Source organism: Pseudomonas vanderleydeniana, assembly GCF_014268755.2.
Classification (GTDB): domain Bacteria; phylum Pseudomonadota; class Gammaproteobacteria; order Pseudomonadales; family Pseudomonadaceae; genus Aquipseudomonas; species Aquipseudomonas vanderleydeniana.
The window spans coordinates 3,725,651-3,743,002 of record NZ_CP077093.1 but is presented as its reverse complement, the minus strand read 5'-3'; the positions used below and the strand labels follow the sequence as shown (position 1 = coordinate 3,743,002).

The following is a 17,352-nucleotide window of genomic DNA, read 5'->3' as shown; positions in this document are numbered from 1 at the left end:
CGGGAATGCGGCGGATGGCGCTACGCTTACCGTGGCGCATGACGAGAGGCCGGGTGTAGGACCATTTCGTACCAACGCTGCAGTTCGGCGAGGGGATATAGTTCGAAGATCCTGCAAAACCACACGGTATAGCTTTCCGGCTCGGCGGCAATGCAGCGGGGGATATCCGACAGCGGCAGCCAACGCCAGTCCATGGCCTCGTCGGGATTGGCCTGCGGTGGCGTGCCGCCGAGCCCCACGAACAGGTGATCGAATTCATGTTCGATCAGTTGGTTGGAGACCTGTTCCCGATAGAGCAGGGAGGCCACCTTGCTCAGCGGGCAGGTCAGTCCCATTTCCTCGAACAGGCGCCGCTGCGCAGCCGCATGGGTCTGCTCGCCCAGGCGGGGGTGACCACAACAGGTGTTGGTCCACAAGCCTTGCGAATGGTACTTGCCCATGGCTCGCCGTTGCATGAGCAGGCGACCCTGTTCGTCGAAGATGAAGATCGAGAAGGCCCGGTGTCGCAGGCCCTGTTGATGGACGAACAGTTTCTGCGCGCTACCGGTCTCGCAATCATGCTCATCGACCAGGATGAGAGTTTCCTCCATGATTCGGACTCCGCTGCAATCAATAACTATAAATGCACAAGGGATTAGCATGTTTCACGTCGCAACGCCAAAAAGCTCCGTTCTTTCACCCGCCTTTTTCTTCAGAAGGTTGCCTGTCGCCCTGCTCGGGGCCTTGTCGCTGGTTCAGGCAGCGCCATCCTTCGCGGACAATGCCAACGGAAAGAACATCTATCTGCAGCGCTGCGCCATGTGCCATGGTCCCGATATCAAGGGTACGGGTCCGCTGGCGCGGAAAAGCAACCCGCCCACGCCGGACCTGACAACGCCTGCCTTCAAGAAACGGCTTAACGATTATCCGGGCGTCATTGTTTCATCGGTCATTCTTCGTCCCAATGGCGACCTGATCCCGAGAACCCTGAAAGAGAATGGTGTGAAAGTACCGCCGTTCACCTGGAGGGTTCAGGATTTCCGGGACTTGCACCAATACATGGCTGGCGTGATTGCAAACAGCCGCTGACCCGGCGGTCCGCAGTACACGACGGCGGACCGTGCCCGTCCATCAGACCAGGCGGGACACCCAGGACAGCGTGGCGCTCATCCAGAGCCTGGGCGGTGGCTGGCAGGAAAAATGAGCCGCCAGCGGTGGTCGCGTTGAGGTAATATCGCTCCTCGAAACGGTGCTCGAACGCGCCCGACAAAGGACTGTATGCCCGCCACGTCGTACCTTCGCCGCCTGTGTGCCTGCCTTGCGCTGGGCCTGCTGGTCGGCTGCCGGCCTGAACCGGCCAAGCCCCTCGATCAGCAACTCTATGTCTGGCAACGCCAATGGCGACCGGCCCATGAACAGGCCCTGGCCGAAAGCCGGGCGGACTTCTCGACCTTGCGCGTGCTGGCGTTGCAGGCCCAGCCCCAGGCGGGGTGGAGCAGGGCGCTGGTCGACTTGTCACGGCTCAAGGCCGATGGCCGGCCCGTGATCGCGGTCGTACGTCTCGACGGCCAGCTCCCCGCGCTGGACCTGGATGTGGCCCGTACCCAGATCGGACAGATGCTGGCCGATTGGCAGGCCGCAGGCCTGAATCCGAGCGGATTGGAAATCGATCACGACAGCGCCAGTGCCCGCCTGGCGGGCTACACGGATTTCCTGTTGAAGTTGCGCGAGCAACTGCCGCCGGGCTTGAAACTGAGCATCACCGCCTTGCCGGCCTGGCTCGATAGCCCGCAATTGCCGGCCCTGTTGCGGGCCGTGGACAGCAGCGTGTTGCAGGTTCACGCAGTAAGCAATCCGCGACTGGGCCTGTTCGATCCGGTGCAGGCCCGAAAATGGGCCGAACGCTGGAGCCACGTTACCGAAAGACCGTTCTACCTTGCGTTGCCAGCCTACGGCATGGCGTTGCTGCCAGACACTGGCGGGGTTCCACTGGTCGAGAGTGAAACACCGTTGAACCGTGGCGGTGAACGGCGTGAGTTACTGGCCGATCCACAACAACTGGCGGACCTCGGCCATCAATTGCGGGACAAACCGCCTGCGCACCTGGCCGGCTTGATCTGGTTCCGCCTGCCATTGCCGGGCGATCGCCGGGCGTGGAGCCTGACGACCCTGGCTGCGGTGGCGCGTGGCGATGCACTGTCCGGCCGGTGGCTGGTCGAACTGTCATCCCAGGACGGACTCTATGACATCAGCCTGGTCAACGTCGGCAATCTCGACCAGGCGTTGCCCCCGCGAGTAGAACTGAGCGCCGAGCAATGCGATGGTGTCGACGGACTCAGTGGCTATACCTTGCAAGCATTACCGCAACATCTCGTCTTCAATCGCCAGTCCAGCGCCCGCGTGGCGGCTGGTGGCCGGCGTGCCCTCGGTTGGGCACGCTGCATCCGAATCGATCAAGGAGCGTGGCATGTCTACCCGTAACTGGCCCCGGCACCTGTTGTGCCTGTCCCTCAGCCTGCCACTCGGCTCGGCACTGGCCTGCGGACCGGACTTTCCGTTGCGGCTGCTGGACAACCGTGAGCAATCGCTGGCCGATTTGCCGGAGACCAACTTCGCCTTTGAGGTGAGTCGTCTCGGCCAGGCGATCGCCGGTCTCAAGCCTGCCACTGACGCGACCCTGAGAATGTACTGGTACAGCGATGACACCTCCAGCGCCTACCGCAAGCAACGCGATGAGGTCGAGGCCAGCGAGCTGCCGGAAAACCTGCGGGCGAAAGTGGCGCAACTGCGCACATTGCAGGACCCGCAGCAGGTGGAGCAGCAGGGCGCCGAGCTGCCCGAGGAAATGAGACTGTATATCGCCGGTGCGGTGGCCTTCGACGCTGGTAACCAGGCCCAGGCGGCCGAGTACTTCCGCAAGGTTCTGGCCTTGCCCGCCGAGCAGCGCAAGTTGCGCAGTACCTGGGCGGCCTATTCCCTGGGACGCGCGTTGGTGGCGCTGAGCGCCGAGGCCAGCGATGATCCGCAGCAGACGCCCGCTGCCCTGCAAGCACAGGCTCGATTGGCCTTCCAGCAGGTGCGGGAGCTCAGCGCCGGCGATTTCAGCGATCCCCTGGAGCTGGGCATCGCCAGCCTGGGTGAGGAGGCTCGTCTGGCCAAGCTCAATGGCGACTGGGAGACGGCCGTGCAGCTGTATGCCAGCCAGAGTCGGCTCGGCTCCAGCACGGGCTACAGCTCGCTGCAGCAGGTTGCCGGTGAACTGCATCAGTTGCCGGATGAGTCGTTGCGCGAGCAACTGCAGCATCCTACCGTTCAGAAGCTGCTGACCGCCTATCTGTTGAGTCGGGTCGGCTGGTCTTTCGACGAGCAACCCGCCTATACGCAGCGCCTGACCCAGATGGTGCTCGACAGCGCCGCCGGCAGCCTGGAGTACGCCGACCGGCTGGCAGCGCTGAGCTATCAGAAGGGTGACTTCACCATGGCCAAGGCCTTCCTCGAGCATGCCGGCGATGGCGGCCTGGCCTGGTGGGTACGGGCCAAGCTGGCGCTGCGTGATGGCGACAAGGTGCAGGCGGCTGCCGCCTATGCCAAGGCCGCCGCTGCGTTTCCCAAGGATGAAAGCTGGGGCTCGCGGCGTACGCCGGATTGGGCTTACGAAAGCGTCCAGCCCGGCTGCCGGGTCGAGGGCGAAAGTGCAATCCTGGCACTGGACCGTGGCGACTACCTGCAGGCGTTCGACCAGCTCTACCGCAGCCAGGACATCTACTGGCCGGATGCGGCAACCGTTGCCGAGCGGGTACTGACCCTCGATGAGCTCAAGGGTTATGTCGATGCCCATGTCACCGCGCCGCCGCCAGCCACCCAGCAAGACAAGGACAACTACGTGCGTCGTCCCGTGGCGGCGCAATTGCGCGAGTTGCTGGGCCGCCGGTTGTTGCGCGAAGGTCGCTACGATGAGGCGCCAGCCTACTTCGATACCCCCGAACTGCAGGCTACCGCCCAGGCCTATGGTCAGGACCGCAAGGATGCCGCCTCGCGCTGGACCGCTACGGGGCGCGCCGAGGCGCTGTACGCGGCAGGCAAGCTGGCGCGCAAGAGCGGCATGGAGATCCTCGGCTACGAGATGGCGCCGGATTATCGCTGGCTCGGTGGCAACTACAGCCTGGAAAGCCCGGAACTCAAGCCTGCACCGTTCCTCGAAGAGGCGGAGATCAAGCGCCAACAGGGTACCGAGGCCAAGCCCAACCAGCGTTATCACTACCGTTACGTCGCCGCCGACCTGGCCAGTCAGGCTGCCAATCAGTTGCCCCACAGCAGCCAGGCGTTTGCCGCGGTACTGTGCAAGGCCGCCGGTTGGGTCGCCGGTACCGATCAGGAAATCGCGTTGTACCAGCGCTATGTCGAGCAGGGGCCCTATGTCGAATGGGCCGGGAATTTCGGCCAGCAGTGCCAGGAACCTCGGTTCGACCAGGCCAATCGGCGTTATCTGACCCAACCGATCCACACCGTGCGTTCAGCCTTGCGCCCCTACAAGGCGCTGGTGTTGACCGTTGCCGTGGCGCTGCTGGGCGGTATCGGCTGGCTGTGGATTCGCCGCCGCAAGGTAAAGCAGTGAGGCAATCGGCGGCCGGGCGTGCTATTGATAGGAGGTAACTCCCTGAACAGCCATCGGTTTCCAGATTTACGAGGTGAAGATATGCCAGTTAAGCACGACTTGTTCGCAGATTTGCATTTGACCCGGGAGCAGGTCACTGAGCGCAGTGCCCAGGACAGCAAGCTCAACCATCTGCTCAACGAGTACGACGAGATCGACAAACAGGTACTGGCCGCTGAAGCCGCGCTGGCAGAGGATGACGATGTGAGGAAACTCAAGGAGAAGCGTCTGCTGGTCAAGGACAAGATCGTCCGCCAGCTCGAACAGCCGCATTGATTCGGCAAGCCGCTTGAGCCGTGCTGCGGGCAGCAGAGCCCGCGGCACTTTGAATGGAGTTTCCATGTCTTCGTTGATGCCGTCCACGGCCGGGGAGCCGATCCGGCCCAAGGTCGTGCTGATCACCATGTTCGCGCCCGAAGCCCAGGCCTGGATCGAGCGCCTGGCTTTCAATCGTGAAATCCCGTTGCCGGGATTGAGTGCCGACTACCCGAACATTCTCTGTAACGAGCAGGGTGTCTGCCTGCTGGTCACCGGCATGGGCCAGACCAATGCGGCGACCTCGACCCTGGCCTTGGCCTTGTCGACACAGTTCGACCTGCGCCAGTCCTATTTCCTGATTGCCGGCATCGCCGGGATCAATCCGCACCGCGGTACCCTCGGCACAGCGGCCTGGGCACGCTACCTGGTGGACTTCGGTACCCAGTGGGCGCTCGACTCGCGTGACGCACCGCAGGATTGGCCGAGCGGCTACCTCGGCATCAATACCCGGGGACCGAACGAAAAACCACCGCTGGATTACCGTACCGAGGTTTTCGAACTCAACGCCAAGCTGCAGGCCAGGGCCCATGCCTTGACCCGCCACGTTGCCCTGAGTGAAAGTGCCGAGTCGGCGGCCTGGCGGACGAACTACCCCCATGCACCGGCCAACCAGCCGCCGCAGGTGATCTGTGGCGATACCGTCGCCAGCTGCACCTGGTTCTCCGGCACGCGCCTGGGCGAGCGGGCCGAGGCCTGGACCCGGCTGCTGACCGATGGCGCCGGGGTCTATTGCAACACCCAGCAGGAAGACAACTCGACCTACGAAGCCCTGTCGCGTGCGGCAAGAGCCGGCCTGGTGGACATCGATCGGCTGGCGGTCCTGCGTGCGGGCTCGAACTTCGATCGACCTTACCCGGGCTACAGCGACGCCGACAACCTGCTCAACTATGCAGAGCAGGGCGGATTCGCTCCGGCGCTGGAGAACCTGTACCGCGTGGGCAACACGCTGGTGCAGGAGATCATTGGCAACTGGGCGCAGTGGGAGCGGGGTGTTCCCGGGGCCTGAGGCAGATTCGCGGGGCCTGTATCGGGTGTTCCGGTTCATCCGCGAACAGCGATACAGGATCTGTATATCCATCCAGTTGCGTTATAGTGACGACCTCACATTCCGTTCGAGTGCAGGTCTTGTCTTCTCCATCCCCGATTACCACGCCCGGCGTTCTGGCCCAGGCGCTGGCGCCGGTCACGCTGTACCTGGCCCGCCTGGCGCCCTCCAGTCGCCAGACCATGCGCTATGTGCTGCAGGACGCCGCCGATCGCCTGGGCCTGGAGGACACGCCGATCGACGAGATTGCCTGGCACCTGCTGCAACCGGCCCATCTCACCGCCCTGGTGGCGGCCCTGCGCGAGGATGGTTTCGCCCCCAACACTTCGTCGCTGTACGTCAATGCCATTCGCGGCGTGATGAACCAGGCCTGGCAGCAGGACCTGATCACCCCCGAGCAGTTGATGAAGATCCGCGCGGTCAAGGCAGCGGGTGGTTCGCGCCTGAGTCCGGGACGTAATTTGCGGCGTACCCTGATTCGCGACCTGATGGAGGCCTGTGCCGCCGACCCACGGCCGCAGGGGCTGCGCGATGCGGCGATCATCGCGATCCTCTATGGCACCGGCATGCGCAAGTCCGAGTCGGTGGATATCGAGCTGCGCCACGTCAATGTCGCCGAGCGCAGCCTGCGGGTGATCGGCAAGGGCAACCGCGAACTGGTCAAGTTCGCGCCAGCCTGGGCCTTCGACAAACTCGAGGCCTGGCTGCGTTTTCGTCGCGAGCAACTGCCCGAGGGTGTGGTCGACGACACGTTCCTGTTCAACCGGATCCGTCGCGGCCATCACATCACCCGCGAGCGGCTGACCAAGCACGCGATCTACTACATTGCCAAGAAGCGCGGTCGACAGGTCGGGGTCGAGATCATGCCTCATGACTTCCGGCGTTCCTTTATCACCCGGGTGATCGAAGAGTACGATGTGTCGATTGCCCAGAAGCTGGCGCACCACGCCAATATTGCCACGACGGCCGGCTACGACATGCGCGACGACAACGAGCGACGCAACGTGACCGACCGTTTCCTGCTCTGATGACGGCTCCCAGGCCTCACCGCGCGATTACCCGAAAGGATCGACCATGTTCAAACCCCTGGCCCTTGCACTGATGCTGAGCTGTTCCCTGGCCCAGGCTGCCGAGCCCGAGCTGCTGGCCGACATGCCACTGACCTACCTGGAACAGGCTGAAGCCGATACCCGCGATCAGCCTCTGGTGATCTTTCTCCATGGCTACGGCAGTAACGAGGAGGACCTGTTCGGCATCCGCGAGAGCCTGCCGCAAAACTACACCGTGCTGTCGGTACGCGGCCGACTGGAGTTGAGTTCCGGTGGCTACCAGTGGTTCCACAAGCGCACCGACTCGGCGCAATACGACGGCAACAGCGATGATCTCAAGCTCAGCGCCGAGGCGGTGACCGACTTCATCCAGCGGGTGACCGCGAAGTATCACACCCAGCCGGACAAGGTGTTCCTGGTCGGCTTCAGTCAGGGCGCGATGATGACCTACGAGGTGGCCTTGCGGCATCCGCAAGTGCTGCACGGCATCGCCGCGTTGAGCGGGCGTTTGTTGCCGCTGGTACGTACCGAGGTCAAGCCACAATCGAGCTACCGGCGCCTGGGCGTCTTCATCGGCCATGGCACCGCCGACCCGCAGGTGCCCTATGCTGGCGCCACCGATGCCTTGGCCTACCTCAAGAGCCTGTCCATCGAGCCGCAGTTTCATTCATACCCCGGTGTGGTACATACCATAAGTGCTACCGAGGTCACCGACCTGGCGAACTGGATCGCCACCTCGCTCAAGCCCTGACGGAGAGTTTGCGTACGGCCTGGTCCCTGGTGGGCGTCGCAGGTCTTGCGAGCAACTGCCGAATTTTTAGGCACTTGCACATTTCGAGGATGTCAGACGTTTCAACGGCCGGAGCAAACGCCGGCCTTTGCGTCCTCAGACACCTCGGGAGAAACAATGAGCCAAGATGTCCTAGCCACCGAAACCAACCGCCGCCAACTGCAACAGATCATCGCCGGCCTGTCCGACGGCGTGATCCTGATCGAGGTCGACCAGGGAATTCTCTGGGCCAACGAGGCCGCGCTGGCCATGCACGGTGTCAGCGAGGTCGGCGAGTTGGGCGCGAATGCCGAGCAGTATCGCGAACGCTTCACCCTGCGTTATCGCAACCACCACCTGCTGGAAGCGGACAGCTATCCGATCGCCCGTGTCGCCAATGGCGAGACCTTCAGTGACCTGGTCGTCGAAGTCACCGCCCAGGCTGAGCCGGAGCGCACCCGGGTGCACAACATCCGCAGCATGATTCTCACCGACCGTGCCGGCGAGCCGGAGTCCCTGGTGCTGATCATCAGTGACGCCACGGAGCTGGCCAGCGCCGAGCAACGTTTCGAAAAGGCCTTTGGCGCCAACCCGGCGCCGGCGGTGATCTGCCGGCTCAGCGACCTGCGCTACATCAAGGTCAACCAGGGGTTCCTCGAAATGACCGGCTACAGCCGCGACCAGGTGATCGGTCGTTCGGTCTACGAACTCGACGTGCTGGAAGATGCCGAGCGTCGCGAGCTGGCGATCCAGCGGCTGGGGGAGGGCGCGACCATTCCGCAGATGCAGGCCGAGCTGAAACTCGCGGACGGGGGCAGCAAGCTGGTGATCGTGGCCGGCCAGCCGCTCGACATCAACGAGCAGGACTGCATGCTGTTCACCTTCATGGACCTGGAGCCGCGCCGTCGCGCCGAAACCGCCCTGCGCCAGAGCGAGGAACGTTTCGCCAAGGCATTCCGTCTGGCCCCGGCGCCGACCCTGCTCTGTGGCGTGGCCAGTCGCCAGTTGCTGGACGTCAACGAGGCCTTGCTCGGCACCACCGGCTACCCGGCACAGGAATTGATCGGCATGCGGCTCGACGAGATCGGTCTGTTCGAGGACAGCAGGTTCTGTGAGCAGGTATTTGTTGCCCTGGCGAAAGCCGGTCGACTGGAAAACCTGGACCTGAGGGTTCGCCGCAAGGATGGCGAGCTGATCGATTGTGCCTTGTCCGCCGACAGCGTGCAGATCCAGGACGAACCCTGCTATCTGCTGGTGCTGATGAACATCACCGAACGCAAGCGCTCCGAACTGGAACTGGTGGCGGCCATCGAGGCGGCGATGCAGGACACCTCCTGGTTCAGCCAGAAGCTGATCGAGAAGCTGGCGACGGTGAAGAATGTCAGTGCCCGCAAACTGCCCGGCTTGTCCCTGGCCGACCTGACGCCGCGCGAGCGCGATGTACTGGAACTGATCTGCGAAGGCCTGGCTGACAAGGAGATCGCCGCGCGCCTGAAGCTGGCGCCGAACACCGTGCGCAATCACGTGGCGACGGTGTATTCCAAGCTCGATGTGCACAGTCGCAGCGAGGCGATCGTCTGGGCCCGTGAGCGTGGGTTGTATGGGACCCGTTCCCAGGGCGAATAGTGCAAATGCACTAGTGCCACTAACTCATATTCGGGTTTCTTCGGCAGGGCTGGCGTCTCAACATGGAGACAGGGTGATCGGGCCTTTTGCCCGATTCGCAGCCAACCTGCTGAAGGACTTCGCTGGTGTTTTCTTTAATGGATCTACGCGTGCTGCTCGAACAGGGCTTCGCGCCGCTGGCCTGTGACTGTGTGTTGGGTGATGCCTCGCTGAGCGTGCGGGTCTATGACCGGGAAACCGGTCGTGTCGACCTGATGGTGGCGGGGATTGCCCTGGCTGGCCTGCGCCAACGGGAGGACGCGTTGCGTCTGCTCGCGGAACTGCGTGATGAGCTGGCGTTCAACGCGCTACGACGCCTGGATACATAACCTGGAGTGCGGTGAGCCTGTCCGTTTGCAGCAATGCTTCCCGCGCTTTCCTGAACCCCGCCTGACTCGACCCCCTGCGGCATTTGCACCATTGCCCCAAGGTTACATACTGGGGGCCAGGCGCATCGAGCGCGGTCGACAGTGCGGGGATTCGAATGGCTTTGGTGCAGCAGCGGCTACAGGAGCAGGAGGCGAGGCCGCAGGACGCCTCGAAAATACGCCAGGCGCTGGTTCTGGCTGCGGTCGTTATCTTCACCGGTATCGGCGCAGGACTGGGCGGCATGCTGCTGGCCATGTTGCTGCACGGCATTCAGCATCTCGCCTATGGCTACGGCCAGGACGGCCTGAGCAATCATGAAAGCTTCCTGATCGGCGTCAGCAGCGCCTCTGCCGAACGCAGGGTCCTGGTACTCGCACTCTGTGGGCTGGTGGCCGGTTTCGGTTGGTGGCTGGTCTATCGCTTCGGCCGGCCCTTGGTGAGTATCAAGAAAGCCGTGGCCCCGGGTGGTGCGCTGATGCCAATGAAAACCACGCTGGCCCACGCCTTGCTGCAGATCGTCACGGTTGCCCTGGGCTCGCCCCTTGGACGCGAGGTGGCGCCGCGCGAGGTGGGTGCACTGGTGGGGACCTGGCTGTCGCGCAAGGCTGGCCTGCCGGCCGAGACCCAGCGGTTGATGATCGCCTGTGGCGCGGGCGCCGGGTTGGCGGCGGTCTACAACGTGCCGCTGGGCGGGGCGATCTTCGTGCTGGAAGTGCTGGTCGGCAGTTTTAGCTGGCCGGCGGCGATCATGGCCCTGGCGACTTCGGCGATTGGGGCCTGTGTCGCCTGGATCGGTCTGGGGGCCGAGGTGCAGTACGTGGTCCCGGCCTTGCCGCTCAGTCCCGGACTGTTGGCCTGGGCGCTGCTGGCCGGGCCCGTGTTCGGCCTGGCGGCCCACAGTTTCCTGCGCCTGACCGGGCAGGCCCGAACCCACGCAGCACGGGGCTGGCAGTTGCCGGTGCTATCGCTGATCAACTTCACCCTGATCGGCTGTATCGCGATCTATCTGCCCCAGGTGCTGGGCAACGGCAAGGGCCCCGCGCAACTGGGTTTCGACAGTGAACTGAGCATTGGATTGGCGGCGTTGCTGCTGGTGGTGAAGGTGCTGGTGACCAGCAGCAGCCTGCGCGCCGGTGCCGAAGGTGGCCTGTTGACCCCGGGGTTGGCGATTGGCGCGTTGCTGGCAATCATCCTTGGCGGGCTGTGGAGCCTGGCCTGGCCGGGTATCCCATTGGGGGCATTTGCCATCGTGGGCGCTGCGGCGTTCCTTGCCGCCTCGATGAGCATGCCGATCACCGCCATCGTGCTGGTGGTCGAATTCACCCGCATCGAGCACGACTTCCTCGTGCCGATCATCCTCGCCGTAGTCGGATCGGTTTGCGTGAGCCGCCTGTGCGCGACGCTGGCCGAGGCGAAGCGCTGAACCACGATATGGATCACTGCAAAGGGAGGGAAGGGCACTGAACTATCGGTTCCAGTAATAGTGAACATCGAGAATCGCAAGTTCCGTTTTGACGGGGTAAACCGGAAAATTGCCACCATTCCAACGAACAGTGTCTTTTCCAGGATTTGCTCATGCGCCGCTTACTACTTCCCGTTCTGGCCTTCGCCGCCTTGTTGATCCAGGGCTGTGCTTCAGCTCCCAACGATCCGACGCTGACCCTGCAGACCAGCAAGACACCAGAAGAGTACACCGAGTGCGTCGTGCCTAAATTGCAGAAAAATGCGCTCGCGCCGACAGTTTCCCAAAGCCAGCGACATTACAAGATCGTTGTCGCCAGCAAGTTCGCCGCTGACAACGTGCTGGAAGCCTACAAGGCACCGACCGGCGGCAAGGTCTTCATTTATGAGCGTCAACTGCTGGCGTCGACCTTCAAGGCGTCGCCCTTCGAACGTGCCGCGCAGGACTGCCTGTAACAGGGCGCGACCTTATCCCCCTGGCTGACGCGCGGGCAACAGCACATCGAGCTCACTTCTACCCGGTACCGATGTCAGTTCGAGGCGCCCGCCGAACTGCTCGACCCGTTCACGGATATTGCGCAGGCCGATGCCTGCCTGGCGGCGCGTGACCTCGGCTATATCGAATCCGGTGCCGTCGTCGACCATCGTCAGGCGGATGGAGGTGTCGTCGCTGCGCAGCATGATCGAGACGTTCCTGGCCCGGGCATGTCGCTCGATATTGGCCAGGCCCTCCTGGACGATACGGAACAGCGACACGGCCACGGCGTCGCTCAGGCGACCCTCGAACGCGTCGACGCTGCAGCTCACCTGCAGCCCCGTGCGCTGCTCGAACTCCGCCGCGAGATGACCGATCGCCGCCGGCAGGCCCAGGCTGTCGAGCAGCGACGATCGCAAGTCGTGGGACAGGCTGCGCACCTCGCCAATCGCTTCGCCCATGCGTTCGGTCGCGTCCTTCAGCAGATTCAACCCCTTGTCGTACTGCTGTTTCTCCAGCACATGGGTCGCCAGCTCGAACTTGAACTTGATCGACACCAGTAGCTGGCTGATCCCGTCGTGAAGTTCACGCGCAATGCGTGTGCGTTCTTCCTCCTGCAGGCTGATGATGCGCCGCGTCAGGTGACGCAGCTTGCGGTCGGCCAGGCGCTGCTCGCTGAAGTTGAGGGTCATGCCGCCGGCGAATACCAGCCATACCGCAACCAGCGCCACCAGGGCTATCTCCAGCATCGTCTGGTGGATACCACGGGCCACTTCGTCGCGGGCCTGCTGGGTGAAGCGCTCGACATCCTCCTGGTAGATGCCGGTGCCGAGTATCCAGCCCCAGCGATCGAGCGTCACCACATAGGAGAGTTTGTCGGTGATTTCACCGGTAGACGGCTTGTTCCAGGCGTAACGCTGGAAGCCTCCACCGGATTGAGCGGTTTTCAGCAGGGCCTGGATCACCGCCAGGCCGTGCGGATCCTTCATGTCCCACAGGTCCTGGCCGACCAGCTCCGACTGGCGGGAGTGCATCAGGTTGCGCCCGTCGCGGTCATAGACGAAAAAGTAGCCATCGGCACCGAAACTGAGCTTTTGCAATAGCTGCAACACCTGCGCACGGGCGTGCTCGTCACCCTTGCCATCGTCGTACAACGGGGCAATCAGGCTTTGTGCCAAGGCGACGTAGTTCTTGAGTTCGGCCTGTCTGCTGGCCAGGATGCTGCTTTGAATCAGTTGGGCCTGCTGATCACCCAGTTGGCGGTTGAGGGAAATCACCAGGGCGCAGATCACCGCGATCGCCAACGCCAACGGCAGAATCCCGAGAGCGACGATTTTGTGCTTGAGCTGCATCTGGGCTCCTATCCGGCTCATGGGCTTTCAGGCCATTCGTAGTGTTCGCATACGTAGTCCTACGAATTCGCCTGAGACGTCGGACAACTACATTGGGCCATTTCCGCATTGCGGGCACAAGGTGTTTACGAAGAAAGCGGCCTGCAGACGATTTTTCAAGGAAGGGCAAAGGGAGGAGGGAAGGGAAGACCGATGCGTTTCAGTTCCGGATTATTCTGGCATGTACTGGTTTTTCAGCCGCTCCAGGGTGCCATCGGCGCGTAGTGACTCAACGGCTGTACGCAGGTTCTTCACCAGTTCGTCGGAGCACTGCCTGGAGCAGGCTAGATAGATGTCCGCCGTATTCAGGACCGGACTCATGAACAGTGTGCGATCGGAGTTCTTGGGCCAGATGTAACGGCTTTCCGGAACACCGTTGAACCAGGCATCGATACGGCCCTTGAGTAGCATTTGCGCAGGGTTGTCACCGATGGTCAGAGGATAGATCTGATCGTTGCTGAAACCCTGGGAGCGGAGGATTTCCTCCTGGGCGCTGCCCAGGCCGACACCAATGATCCCATAGGTCTGCCTGGCCTCTTCGTAGCTGGTCACCGGCTTGCCGAGAGTAAAAAAGGCACGGTCCATGCTGATGATCGGCGCGATCCAGGTGAAACGATTCTCGCGCTCCGGCGTACGTGTCAGGGGGGCGATCAGCAGGTCCTGCTTTTCACTGACATGGCGCTGCGACCTGGCCCAGGGCAATGCCTGGATATGAACCGTGTAACCCGCCTTGGCGATGGCTTGTACGGCGATCTCGCCGACGATGCCGTGTCCGTTGGATGAGTCGACGAAGGTCAGGGGTGGTGCATCGAGAATGAACAGGTCGAGGGGCGAGGGTGCTGCCACCGCAGCCTGGGTCGCCAGCGATGACAACGATAGCGAAAGGCACAGCCCGAACAGTCTGGGACGGAGCGTCGATAGGCATGTGATCGAAGGCATGGCAGATATCTCAAGCTCGGCTGTCGTTTTTTTGTGTTGCGGCCTGGCTGATAGCAGATGGGTTGAGCGTAGCATTTGAGCACCAGGACGGTACTTTGTTCGGTGGGGAATTCAATAGGTATCGGATAACTCAACTAAATCTCCATTTAGTTGAGTTAAATACTGGGCTACCAAAATCGAAGCAGGGTGTATCGAGTCTATAAGATCATTGCCCATCGTTATCAGGAGACCGCGATCAGCTCTGTTGCTGTCATGTTTTCGGGCCTGAGCCTGGACACCGCGCGTTATCAGGTGGCACCCGGGCTAGGCTGTGTACGAAATTGTTTGAAATGCAGGTTAGGCAAGGCAAAAACCGGCGAGGAACGGCTGGGGTCGCGCCCGACTTTACTGGAGTAAATGAGCATTCCGAGCTGGTTTTTAACGCCGCATAACCAAGTTTCAAGCGATTTCGTACACAGCCTAAGGGCATTTGGCGTGCGCATCCGTCATACCGGTTCATCGCGGATCAATCCATGCGACAGCGAAACCCTGAGCCTCTACGTGAACGACGGTTCTCGGTTGCGCCAGATCATGAGCAGCCTGGTGATCGTGTCCCTAGAAGTGGTGTAACTGAACCAACCGAAGGCGCCCTGCGGGCGAAAGAGGTGGGTCATCGTGGTTCTTGGCTAACGTTGAGTTTGCGGACTTAACCTTCACCAGGAAACCACGATGACCAAGCCCACTATCGCATTGACCGAGTTGGTTGAGAAAGGGGCAGACGCTGATCTGCTCAAGCAAATGATCCAGTTTGTTGCCCAGCGCATGATGGAGTTCGACGTCGAGGGCTTGTGCGGCGCCGGTTTCGACGTCAAAAGCCCTGACCGAACAAACAGCCGCAACGGCTACCGCGATCGCCTCTGGCAAACTCGCGCTGGCGACGTTGACCTGAAGATCCCCAAGCTGCGCCAGGGCAGCTATTTTCCCGGTTTTCTCGAACCACGACGCACCGCCGAAAAGGCCATGGCAGCCGTGATCCAGGAAGCCTATATCCAGGGCGTTTCGACGCGCTCGGTCGACGAACTGGTCAAGGCCATGGGCATGTCCGGCATCTCGAAAAGCCAAGTATCCAGGCTCGCTGGCGAGATCGATGAGCGCGTCCACGCCTTCCTTGATCGACCGCTTGAGGGCGATTGGCCCTACCTGTGGATTGACGCTACCTACGTCAAGGTGCGGGAGGCCGGGCGCATCGTCTCGGTCGCCGTCATAATCGCTGTGGCCGTGAACACCAACGGCGGGCGCGAGGTGCTGGGTATGCGGGTTGGCCCGTCGGAAGCCGAACCGTTCTGGACGGACTTCCTGAGAAGCCTGATGCGACGCGGGCTGCGGGGTGTGAAACTGGTGATCTCTGACGCTCACGAAGGGCTCAAGGCCGCTGTTTCCAAGGTTTTCCACGCGACCTGGCAACGCTGTCGCGTTCACTTCATGCGCAATGCCATGGCCCATGTCGGCAAGGGCCAGCGCACCATGGTAGCGGCCTTGCTGCGCACGGTGTTTGCCCAGGACAGTCGAACCGAATGCCATCAGCAATGGCGGCTGGTGGCTGAACAACTTCGTGAGAAATACCCCAAGATCGCCACGCTCATGGACGGTTGCGAAGATGAAGTGCTGGCGCACATGGCCTTCCCGAAGGCACATCGACAGCAGTTGCACAGCACTAACCCGCTAGAACGGCTAAACGCTGAGATCAAGCGGCGTACCGAAGTGGTGGGCATCTTCCCCAACGATCCGGCGATTACACGGTTGGTTGGGGCGATGCTGCTGGAGCAGAACGACGAGTGGTGCCTGCAACGGCGCTATATGCAGTTGGAGGCCTTCGAGGCGGTCAGCGATAATCCGCAGGCCAAGCTGTCGGCCGTGATCAACTAAACGGCAAACTCAGTGGCCAGAGCCATGATGAGTTACACCACGTCCTGGGACACGATCAGCCTGGTGGTAAGCGAAAACCACGGTGAATGGGATTGTTTCTGCGCCGGTGATTTCGGCGAAACAAAACGTACGCTGGCGGTTGGCAAACCCGGCACGGACGGTTTCGCCAGTTTGCGGGTGACCGAGGTATCGACTGGCAGCCGGAGTGTTCTCAAGGGCGATGAAGAGTGCGAAGACATTCCAAGCGATTCGAAAACGACGGTGTTCAGCCTGGCTTATGCGGGAAGTCGGTATGAGGCACCGAAGGCGAGACGAGGTTTGGATCATGGTATGGATGGAGGCTGAATTCTGGCCTCCATAGGGTCGTAACGACTAGTACCGAACTACGCATAATGTATATTATGTTAAATCGCATATGTGGATAATGAGGCTCACACTGCCCCTCGTAGAATCTGCTCGCTAGAACGTAGAATGCGCCTGCTCAAATTCGGCTCAGGCGCGCTCTGCGCTTTCAGCTTGATCAGCCACCACACGAAAGGATTCCGATGAGCGCTGAAGAAAAGATCGATACGGCTGCGCCTGCCGTCTCTGTTACCAAGCCCACCAGCCAATTCCCTTGGGCTCTCGCGCTGCCGTTTCTTGGCTTTGTCGGTTATGCCGCGCCGTATGTCACTGGGTTGATTTACTGGCAGCGCTATCTGCGCGGTCTCGGCATTCCCTCTGGGCTGTTCGAGGCTGAAGCCCGGGATTATTTCATGTTCGCCTACGTGGCCCTGATCGAGTCGCTTGGCAACTGGTCCGGCATCGTGCGCAATCCGTTTGTCTGGCTGTCCATCGCCGGATTCATCCTGGCGCTCTCCGTTGAGCTGGTGGTCATCAAGAAGCTCGAAAAAAATGCTCGGATAAAGAGTACGGTCGAAAAATACACGCGCAATCGGTACGTCGCACTCAGCAGTGGGCTTGTTGTGCTTTCTGCAGCCATCACGACCGTGTTGATGCTGATACCGCTCATCATGCTGCCGGTCATGCTTATTCCAGGGACCATTGGCAATTACGGTGCCGATCAAACCTTGAAGCGCAATCGCGAGATCTTTGCTCAGGGTTGCGACCTTTCAGTGCAGGCGAAAATGCACTGTTACGTGGTCAAGGACGGCGACAAAGTTGTTGCCTCAGGCTTTCTGGTGGCTGCCTCTGGCTCCAGGCTGGCCCTCTATGAAAATGGCCGCCCCAGGATCATTCCCTTGAAAGAATACAGCGTCGAAGTGCTCGCCAAAGAGGACGATAAGGCTGTTGTGCAGCAGAGTACTGAAGCCCAGAAGATAGATTGATTACA

General features: G+C 61.5%; 18 protein-coding genes. 15 read left to right on the top strand and 3 right to left on the bottom strand.

Annotated elements, in window-relative coordinates:
- Window positions 1-26 precede the first annotated feature (26 nt).
- Entirely contained in the window at window positions 27-590 is a 564-nt protein-coding gene (gene idi / locus HU752_RS16915; protein WP_186682952.1) for an isopentenyl-diphosphate Delta-isomerase, read from the bottom strand.
- Window positions 591-639: 49 nt separating this feature from the next.
- On the opposite strand from idi, the gene HU752_RS16910 reads away from it, so the two are divergent.
- The 11 genes from HU752_RS16910 to HU752_RS16860 all read left to right on the top strand — a co-directional run bounded on the left by HU752_RS16910 (window position 640) and on the right by HU752_RS16860 (window position 11,765).
- On the top strand, window positions 640-1,068 hold the full coding sequence (locus HU752_RS16910; protein WP_186682954.1) for a cytochrome c: 429 nt from the start codon (window positions 640-642) through the stop codon (window positions 1,066-1,068).
- 189 nt (window positions 1,069-1,257) lie between these two features.
- The gene (locus tag HU752_RS16905) at window positions 1,258-2,460 is read left to right on the top strand and encodes a DUF3142 domain-containing protein (protein ID WP_186682956.1); all 1,203 of its coding nucleotides are present in this window, start codon (window positions 1,258-1,260) and stop codon (window positions 2,458-2,460) included.
- Entirely contained in the window at window positions 2,447-4,594 is a 2,148-nt protein-coding gene (locus tag HU752_RS16900; protein WP_186682958.1) for a hypothetical protein, read from the top strand. The genes HU752_RS16905 and HU752_RS16900 overlap by 14 nt, the downstream gene beginning before the upstream one ends.
- Window positions 4,595-4,675: 81 nt before the next feature.
- Window positions 4,676-4,909 carry a DUF465 domain-containing protein gene (locus HU752_RS16895; protein WP_186682960.1) on the top strand — a complete coding sequence of 78 codons (234 nt, stop codon included), beginning with the start codon at window positions 4,676-4,678 and terminating at the stop codon, window positions 4,907-4,909.
- A gap of 64 nt (window positions 4,910-4,973) precedes the next feature.
- Entirely contained in the window at window positions 4,974-5,957 is a 984-nt protein-coding gene (locus tag HU752_RS16890) for a purine-nucleoside phosphorylase (RefSeq protein ID WP_186682962.1), read from the top strand.
- Window positions 5,958-6,112: 155 nt separating this feature from the next.
- Window positions 6,113-7,024, top strand: coding sequence for a site-specific integrase (locus tag HU752_RS16885; RefSeq protein WP_186682985.1), 912 nt, complete (start codon window positions 6,113-6,115; stop codon window positions 7,022-7,024).
- A gap of 46 nt (window positions 7,025-7,070) precedes the next feature.
- On the top strand, window positions 7,071-7,796 hold the full coding sequence (locus HU752_RS16880) for an alpha/beta hydrolase (RefSeq protein ID WP_186682964.1): 726 nt from the start codon (window positions 7,071-7,073) through the stop codon (window positions 7,794-7,796).
- A 156-nt stretch (window positions 7,797-7,952) separates the two neighbouring features.
- Window positions 7,953-9,440: a helix-turn-helix transcriptional regulator gene (locus tag HU752_RS16875; RefSeq protein WP_186682966.1), complete on the top strand. Its 1,488-nt coding sequence runs from the start codon at window positions 7,953-7,955 to the stop codon at window positions 9,438-9,440.
- Window positions 9,441-9,577: 137 nt separating this feature from the next.
- Window positions 9,578-9,808: a DUF1652 domain-containing protein gene (locus HU752_RS16870; RefSeq protein WP_186682968.1), complete on the top strand. Its 231-nt coding sequence runs from the start codon at window positions 9,578-9,580 to the stop codon at window positions 9,806-9,808.
- A 155-nt stretch (window positions 9,809-9,963) separates the two neighbouring features.
- Window positions 9,964-11,271, top strand: coding sequence for a chloride channel protein (locus tag HU752_RS16865; RefSeq protein ID WP_186682970.1), 1,308 nt, complete (start codon window positions 9,964-9,966; stop codon window positions 11,269-11,271).
- A 152-nt stretch (window positions 11,272-11,423) separates the two neighbouring features.
- Entirely contained in the window at window positions 11,424-11,765 is a 342-nt protein-coding gene (locus HU752_RS16860; RefSeq protein WP_186682972.1) for a hypothetical protein, read from the top strand.
- Window positions 11,766-11,777: 12 nt separating this feature from the next.
- Here the strand turns inward: HU752_RS16860 and HU752_RS16855 are convergent, their stop codons facing one another.
- Window positions 11,778-13,136: a cache domain-containing protein gene (locus tag HU752_RS16855; RefSeq protein WP_186682974.1), complete on the bottom strand. Its 1,359-nt coding sequence runs from the start codon at window positions 13,134-13,136 to the stop codon at window positions 11,778-11,780.
- A 210-nt stretch (window positions 13,137-13,346) separates the two neighbouring features.
- Window positions 13,347-14,114 carry a substrate-binding periplasmic protein gene (locus HU752_RS16850; protein WP_186682976.1) on the bottom strand — a complete coding sequence of 256 codons (768 nt, stop codon included), beginning with the start codon at window positions 14,112-14,114 and terminating at the stop codon, window positions 13,347-13,349.
- Between the two features lie 474 nt (window positions 14,115-14,588).
- On the opposite strand from HU752_RS16850, the gene HU752_RS31920 reads away from it, so the two are divergent.
- The 4 genes from HU752_RS31920 (at window position 14,589) to HU752_RS16835 (ending at window position 17,347) form a co-directional block, all read left to right on the top strand.
- The gene (locus tag HU752_RS31920) at window positions 14,589-14,723 is read left to right on the top strand and encodes a hypothetical protein (RefSeq protein ID WP_264083969.1); all 135 of its coding nucleotides are present in this window, start codon (window positions 14,589-14,591) and stop codon (window positions 14,721-14,723) included.
- A 99-nt stretch (window positions 14,724-14,822) separates the two neighbouring features.
- The gene (locus HU752_RS16845) at window positions 14,823-16,019 is read left to right on the top strand and encodes an IS256 family transposase (protein WP_217838491.1); all 1,197 of its coding nucleotides are present in this window, start codon (window positions 14,823-14,825) and stop codon (window positions 16,017-16,019) included.
- A 24-nt stretch (window positions 16,020-16,043) separates the two neighbouring features.
- On the top strand, window positions 16,044-16,364 hold the full coding sequence (locus HU752_RS16840) for a hypothetical protein (protein WP_186676152.1): 321 nt from the start codon (window positions 16,044-16,046) through the stop codon (window positions 16,362-16,364).
- Window positions 16,365-16,564: 200 nt separating this feature from the next.
- Window positions 16,565-17,347 carry a hypothetical protein gene (locus tag HU752_RS16835; RefSeq protein WP_186676153.1) on the top strand — a complete coding sequence of 261 codons (783 nt, stop codon included), beginning with the start codon at window positions 16,565-16,567 and terminating at the stop codon, window positions 17,345-17,347.
- Window positions 17,348-17,352: the final 5 nt, after the last annotated feature.

Excerpts from the sequence above, each read along its gene's own strand:
- idi (WP_186682952.1), bottom strand. The coding sequence starts at position 590 with ATGGAGGAAACTCTCATCCTGGTCGATGAGCATGATTGCGAGACCGGT.
- HU752_RS16910 (WP_186682954.1), top strand. The coding sequence starts at position 640 with ATGTTTCACGTCGCAACGCCAAAAAGCTCCGTTCTTTCACCCGCCTTT.
- HU752_RS16905 (WP_186682956.1), top strand. The coding sequence starts at position 1,258 with ATGCCCGCCACGTCGTACCTTCGCCGCCTGTGTGCCTGCCTTGCGCTG.
- HU752_RS16900 (WP_186682958.1), top strand. The coding sequence starts at position 2,447 with ATGTCTACCCGTAACTGGCCCCGGCACCTGTTGTGCCTGTCCCTCAGC.
- HU752_RS16895 (WP_186682960.1), top strand. The coding sequence starts at position 4,676 with ATGCCAGTTAAGCACGACTTGTTCGCAGATTTGCATTTGACCCGGGAG.
- HU752_RS16890 (WP_186682962.1), top strand. The coding sequence starts at position 4,974 with ATGTCTTCGTTGATGCCGTCCACGGCCGGGGAGCCGATCCGGCCCAAG.
- HU752_RS16880 (WP_186682964.1), top strand. The coding sequence starts at position 7,071 with ATGTTCAAACCCCTGGCCCTTGCACTGATGCTGAGCTGTTCCCTGGCC.
- HU752_RS16875 (WP_186682966.1), top strand. The coding sequence starts at position 7,953 with ATGAGCCAAGATGTCCTAGCCACCGAAACCAACCGCCGCCAACTGCAA.
- HU752_RS16870 (WP_186682968.1), top strand. The coding sequence starts at position 9,578 with ATGGATCTACGCGTGCTGCTCGAACAGGGCTTCGCGCCGCTGGCCTGT.
- HU752_RS16865 (WP_186682970.1), top strand. The coding sequence starts at position 9,964 with ATGGCTTTGGTGCAGCAGCGGCTACAGGAGCAGGAGGCGAGGCCGCAG.
- HU752_RS16860 (WP_186682972.1), top strand. The coding sequence starts at position 11,424 with ATGCGCCGCTTACTACTTCCCGTTCTGGCCTTCGCCGCCTTGTTGATC.
- HU752_RS16855 (WP_186682974.1), bottom strand. The coding sequence starts at position 13,136 with ATGCAGCTCAAGCACAAAATCGTCGCTCTCGGGATTCTGCCGTTGGCG.
- HU752_RS16850 (WP_186682976.1), bottom strand. The coding sequence starts at position 14,114 with ATGCCTTCGATCACATGCCTATCGACGCTCCGTCCCAGACTGTTCGGG.
- HU752_RS16845 (WP_217838491.1), top strand. The coding sequence starts at position 14,823 with ATGACCAAGCCCACTATCGCATTGACCGAGTTGGTTGAGAAAGGGGCA.
- HU752_RS16840 (WP_186676152.1), top strand. The coding sequence starts at position 16,044 with ATGATGAGTTACACCACGTCCTGGGACACGATCAGCCTGGTGGTAAGC.
- HU752_RS16835 (WP_186676153.1), top strand. The coding sequence starts at position 16,565 with ATGAGCGCTGAAGAAAAGATCGATACGGCTGCGCCTGCCGTCTCTGTT.